Source organism: Variovorax sp. 01T439_2 (assembly GCF_056398445.1).
On record NZ_JBFTPJ010000473.1, the window covers coordinates 1 to 4,483 of the forward strand.

The following is a 4,483-nucleotide window of genomic DNA, read 5'->3' on the forward strand; positions in this document are numbered from 1 at the left end:
GCCGTACGAGGCGCGCAACTTCCGGGAGTACACGCTGTAGTTGCGGCCTGCCGCCGCTTTTCCTCTCTTCATTCGCAGAACGCTTTCATGACAAAGAACATCGAGGTCCCTGCCGGCCTGGCCGAGCGCCGCGCCCGCGCCGTCTACGACCTGGGCCTGAGCACCATCTATGCGTCGCGGGCCGATGCACGGTTCTCATACTGCACCTATGTGCCCGAGCACATCGGCCAGCCCGGCACGCGGCCGATGCAGCTGGTGGTGGTGGTGCACGGCACCGGCCGCGCCTTCGTCAACTACCGCGAGGCCTTCAGCGGCTTCGCCAAGTGGAACGACTGCATCGTGCTGTGTCCGCTGTTTCCGGCCGGCGTGCGCGGCGACGGCAACCGCGACGGCTTCAAGCACCTGGTCGAGGCCGACATCCACTACGACCGGATCCTGCTGGACATGGTGGCCGAGGTGGGCGAGAAATTCGCCTCTGACTTCAGCCGCTTTGCGCTGTTCGGCTACTCGGGCGGCGGGCAGTTCGTCAACCGCTTTGCCATGCTGCATCCGGAGCACTTGTGGGCGGCGTCGATCGGCGCGCCCGGCTCCGTTACGCTGATCGATCCGGCGCAGGGCTGGTGGGTCGGCACGAAGGACTTCGAGACCCGTTTCGGCAAGCCGATGAACCTGCAAGCGCTGCGCCGCCTGCCCGTGCACATGGTCGCGGGCAAGGCGGACATCGAGACCTGGGAGATCACGCACCGCGAGGGCGGCAAGTTCTTCATGCCGGGCGCCAATGAGACGGGCCGCACGCGGCCCGAGCGCCTCGAAGCGCTGCGCCGTTCTTTCGAGGCCGCTGGCGTGAAGGTTGCGTTCGACCTGCTCGACAACGTGCCGCACAACGGGCTGGCCTGCGTGGGACATGTGCAAGACTTCTTCGCAAAGGCGCTGCACGACCTGCGCGCCGTGGCCTCGGCGGCCTGACACCCACCMCACACACCAGAAAGAAGGCCCATGTTCCGCTTCGCCGCGGCCCGCATCGCGATGGCGATTCCCACGCTGCTCATCGTGGCGGTGTCGGTGTTCGTCCTGATACGGCTCATTCCAGGCGACCCCGCGCAGCTGCTGCTCGGCGACCTGGCCACGCCCGCCAGCCTCGCCGACCTGCGCGCCCGCCTGGGGCTCGACCGCCCGCTGGCGGCGCAGTTCGGCATCTGGTTCGGCCACGTGCTGAAAGGCGACCTGGGCCTCTCGATCAACAGCGGCCAGGACGTGCTCTCGCTCGTGGCCGACCGCTTCCTGGTCAGCGGCCGCATCGTGCTGGTCGCCGTGGCGCTGGCCGCGATGGTGGCGGTGCCCGCCGGCATGATCGCCGCGTGGAAGCACAACCGCGCGCCCGACCTGCTGCTGGTGGGCTCGGCCACGCTGCTGGTGTCGATTCCGACGTTCTGGCTCGGCCTGCTGTTGCTGCTGCTGTTCGGCCTCCAGCTCGGCTGGCTGCCGGTGGTGGGCTACGTGGGCATTGCCGAAGACTGGAAGAACGGACTGCTCTACCTCGCGCTGCCGGTGCTCACGCTTTTCCTGCACGAGATCGGCGTGCTCATGCGCATGGCCCGCGCCAGCACGCTGGAGGTGCTGCGGCTCGACTACATCACGCATGCGCGCGCCAAGGGCCTGTCGGAGCGCGCGGTGCTGGTGCGCCATGCCTTCAAGAACGCGTTCGGCCCGACCTGGACGTTGATCGGCCTGGTGCTGGGCAACCTGCTCGGCGGCATCGCGGTCGTYGAGACGGTGTTCACCATTCCCGGGCTCGGCCGGCTGCTGGTCGACGCGATCTTCGCGCGCGACTACCCGGTGATCCAGGGGTGCCTGCTGTTCGTGGCGGTGATCTACGTGGTGGTGAACCTCGTCATCGATCTTTGCTATCCCTTGTTCGACCCTCGCGTCGCCGTCGAATGACTGCCAGGAAACGCCTACCCCTCAATGCCCTGATCGGCATCGCCATCGTCGGTGCGATCGTCACGGCGGCGCTCGTCAGCCTGGCGTGGACGCCGCACGATCCGCTGCGCATCAATTTCGGCGCGCGGCTCAAGCTGCCCGGAGGCCGGTATCTGCTGGGCACCGACGAGTTCGGCCGTGACGAGCTGTCGCGCCTGATGGCTGGCGCCGCCACCAGCGTGTGGATCGCGGTACTGACGGTCACCTTCTCCATCGTGGCAGGCAGCATCGTCGGCGTGCTGACGGGCTTCCTGCGCGGCTGGACCGATCGCATCGTGATGGCCTTCAACAACGCCCTGCTGGCGTTCCCAGGCCTGCTGCTGGCGCTGGGGCTGCTGGCGGTGGTAGGCGCCAACCAATACGGCATCGTGCTGGCGCTCGGGCTCGCCTACACGCCCTCGGTGACGCGCATCGTGCGCGGCACGGTGCTGTCGCTGCGCGAGAAGGAGTTCATCGAATCGTCGCGCGTGCTCGGCAACTCCGAGCTTTACACGATGGCGCGCCACGTGCTGCCCAACTGCACCGCGCCGCTCACCGTGCTGGCCACCTCGATGTTCGGCTGGGTGATCCTGGCCGAAAGCGCGCTCTCGTTCCTCGGGCTCGGCGTGCCGCCGCCGGCGCCGACCTGGGGCAACATGCTGGCGTCGGCGCGCCCRTTCATGGCGCAGGCCAGCTACCTTTCCATCCTTCCGGGCCTGTGCATCGCGCTGACGCTGCTCGGCATCAATCTGCTGGGCGACGCGGTGCGCGACTGGCTCGATCCGCGCATGAAGGGTGTGCAATGACGACAACTCCCCTGGTCAGCGTGGAGGGCCTGACGCTCGCGGTCGGCATGGGCGGCCGCGAGATCGTGCACCAGGTGTCCTTCGACATCGCGCCGGGCGAGATGGTCGGCATCGTCGGCGAGTCTGGCAGCGGCAAGACGCAGGCCGCGCGCGCGCTGATGGGCCTGACGCCGCCGCCGCTGGTGCGCACGGCCGGCCGCATTCTTTTCGATGGCGAGGACCTGGCGCTTGCCAGAACTTCGCGCTTGCGCGAGCTGCGCGGCGCCCGCGTCGGCATGGTGTTCCAGGAGCCGATGACGTCGCTGAACCCCTCGATGACCATCGGCAAGCAGTTGGACGAAGCGCTTGCGCTGCACCGCAGCCATCTCTCGGCCGGCGATCGGCAGACGCGCATCCTCGACATGCTGGCACGCGTGGGCATCCGCGATCCCCAGGGCGCGTGCACGGCCTGGCCCCATGAGTTCTCGGGCGGCATGCGCCAGCGCATGATGCTGGCTTCGGTCATGCTGCTGGAGCCGGCGCTGCTGATCGCCGATGAGCCGACCACCGCACTCGACGCGGTGGTGCAGCGCGACGTGCTGGAGCTCATGGTCGGCCTGACGCGCGAGCACCGCACGGCCGTGCTGATGATCAGCCATGATCTGCCGATGGTCGCGCGCTTCACGCAGCGCATGGTCGTGATGCGGCACGGCGAAGTGAAGGAAACCGGCAACACCGACGACCTGCTCGCGCACCCGAAGCATCCCTACACCCGCGAGTTGCTGCGGGCCATGCCGCGACGGCGGCCCGCGCGGCAGGTGGTGGACGAAGCGCCCATCGTTGAGGTGCGCAACCTCGTGGTCGACTATCCCGGCCATCGCCGGCTGTTCRCCAAGGGGGCGCCCAAGCGTGCGCTGCACGGCATCGATCTGGTGGTGCGCCCGCGCGAGGTGGTGGCCGTCGTCGGCGGCTCGGGCTCCGGCAAGACCACGCTGGGCCGCAGCATTGCCGGCCTGCTGAAACCGAGCGGCGGCGAGATCCTTTTTCGGGGGCGTCCCATCGCGCGCTCGGATGCCGGCTGGTTCGACTACCGGCTGCAATGCCAGATGGTGTTCCAGGATCCGTACGCCTCGCTCGACCCGCGCATGACGGTCGGCCAGCTCGTCGGCGAGGGGCTGCGGCTGGTCAATGGCATGTCGCCCGCCGAGAAGGCAAGGCGCGTGGCCGAGGTGCTCGATGAAGTCGGCCTTGGCACCGCCTTTGCACCGCGCCATGCGCACGAACTTTCAGGGGGCCAGCGGCAGCGCGTGGCCATCGCGCGCGCGCTCGTGCGCCGGCCCGCCTTCGTGATCGCCGACGAGCCGGTGTCGGCGCTCGACGTGACGGTGCGCGCGCAGGTGCTCGAGCTGTTTGCCGAGCTGCAGAAGCGTCACGGCTTTTCGTGCCTCTTCATCAGCCACGACCTCGGCGTGGTCGAGCAGGTGGCCGACCGGGTGATCGTGATGCAGGACGGCCGCATCGTCGAGCAGGGCGCGCGCGACACCGTGTTCGACGCGCCGCGGCAGGACTACACGCGCAGGCTGCTCTCTGCGATTCCCGCGCTGGAGCCGACCGGCGCCGGCGGCGTGCGGTTGCGCTGGCGCTTCGGCGCGGAGGCCGAACGCCAGGCCGAAACCAGCAAGGGGGGCCCCGTCCCGTCCTTCGCCTGACCGACCTCCTTTTTTGAATCTGTCTGCAGG

The 4,483-nt window shown here is 68.7% G+C and carries 4 protein-coding genes; all 4 read left to right on the forward strand.

Going from position 1 to position 4,483, the window contains the following annotated elements:
- The first annotated feature begins 87 nt into the window (after positions 1-87).
- The 4 genes from AC1DOC_RS20750 to AC1DOC_RS20765 are packed head-to-tail and all read left to right on the forward strand — an operon-like array spanning position 88 to position 4,453.
- Positions 88-966 carry a hydrolase gene (locus AC1DOC_RS20750; protein ID WP_015865984.1) on the forward strand — a complete coding sequence of 293 codons (879 nt, stop codon included), beginning with the start codon at positions 88-90 and terminating at the stop codon, positions 964-966.
- A 30-nt stretch (positions 967-996) separates the two neighbouring features.
- Positions 997-1,941, forward strand: a complete 945-nt coding sequence (locus tag AC1DOC_RS20755; protein WP_478080101.1) for an ABC transporter permease — start codon at positions 997-999, stop codon at positions 1,939-1,941.
- Positions 1,938-2,765 (forward strand): ABC transporter permease, encoded by an 828-nt coding sequence (locus AC1DOC_RS20760; protein ID WP_015865982.1) that lies wholly within the window; start codon positions 1,938-1,940, stop codon positions 2,763-2,765. Before AC1DOC_RS20755 ends, AC1DOC_RS20760 begins: the two co-directional genes overlap by 4 nt.
- The gene (locus tag AC1DOC_RS20765; RefSeq protein ID WP_478130399.1) at positions 2,762-4,453 is read left to right on the forward strand and encodes a dipeptide ABC transporter ATP-binding protein; all 1,692 of its coding nucleotides are present in this window, start codon (positions 2,762-2,764) and stop codon (positions 4,451-4,453) included. The genes AC1DOC_RS20760 and AC1DOC_RS20765 overlap by 4 nt, the downstream gene beginning before the upstream one ends.
- Positions 4,454-4,483: the final 30 nt, after the last annotated feature.

Excerpts from the sequence above, each read along its gene's own strand:
- AC1DOC_RS20750 (WP_015865984.1), top strand. The coding sequence starts at position 88 with ATGACAAAGAACATCGAGGTCCCTGCCGGCCTGGCCGAGCGCCGCGCC.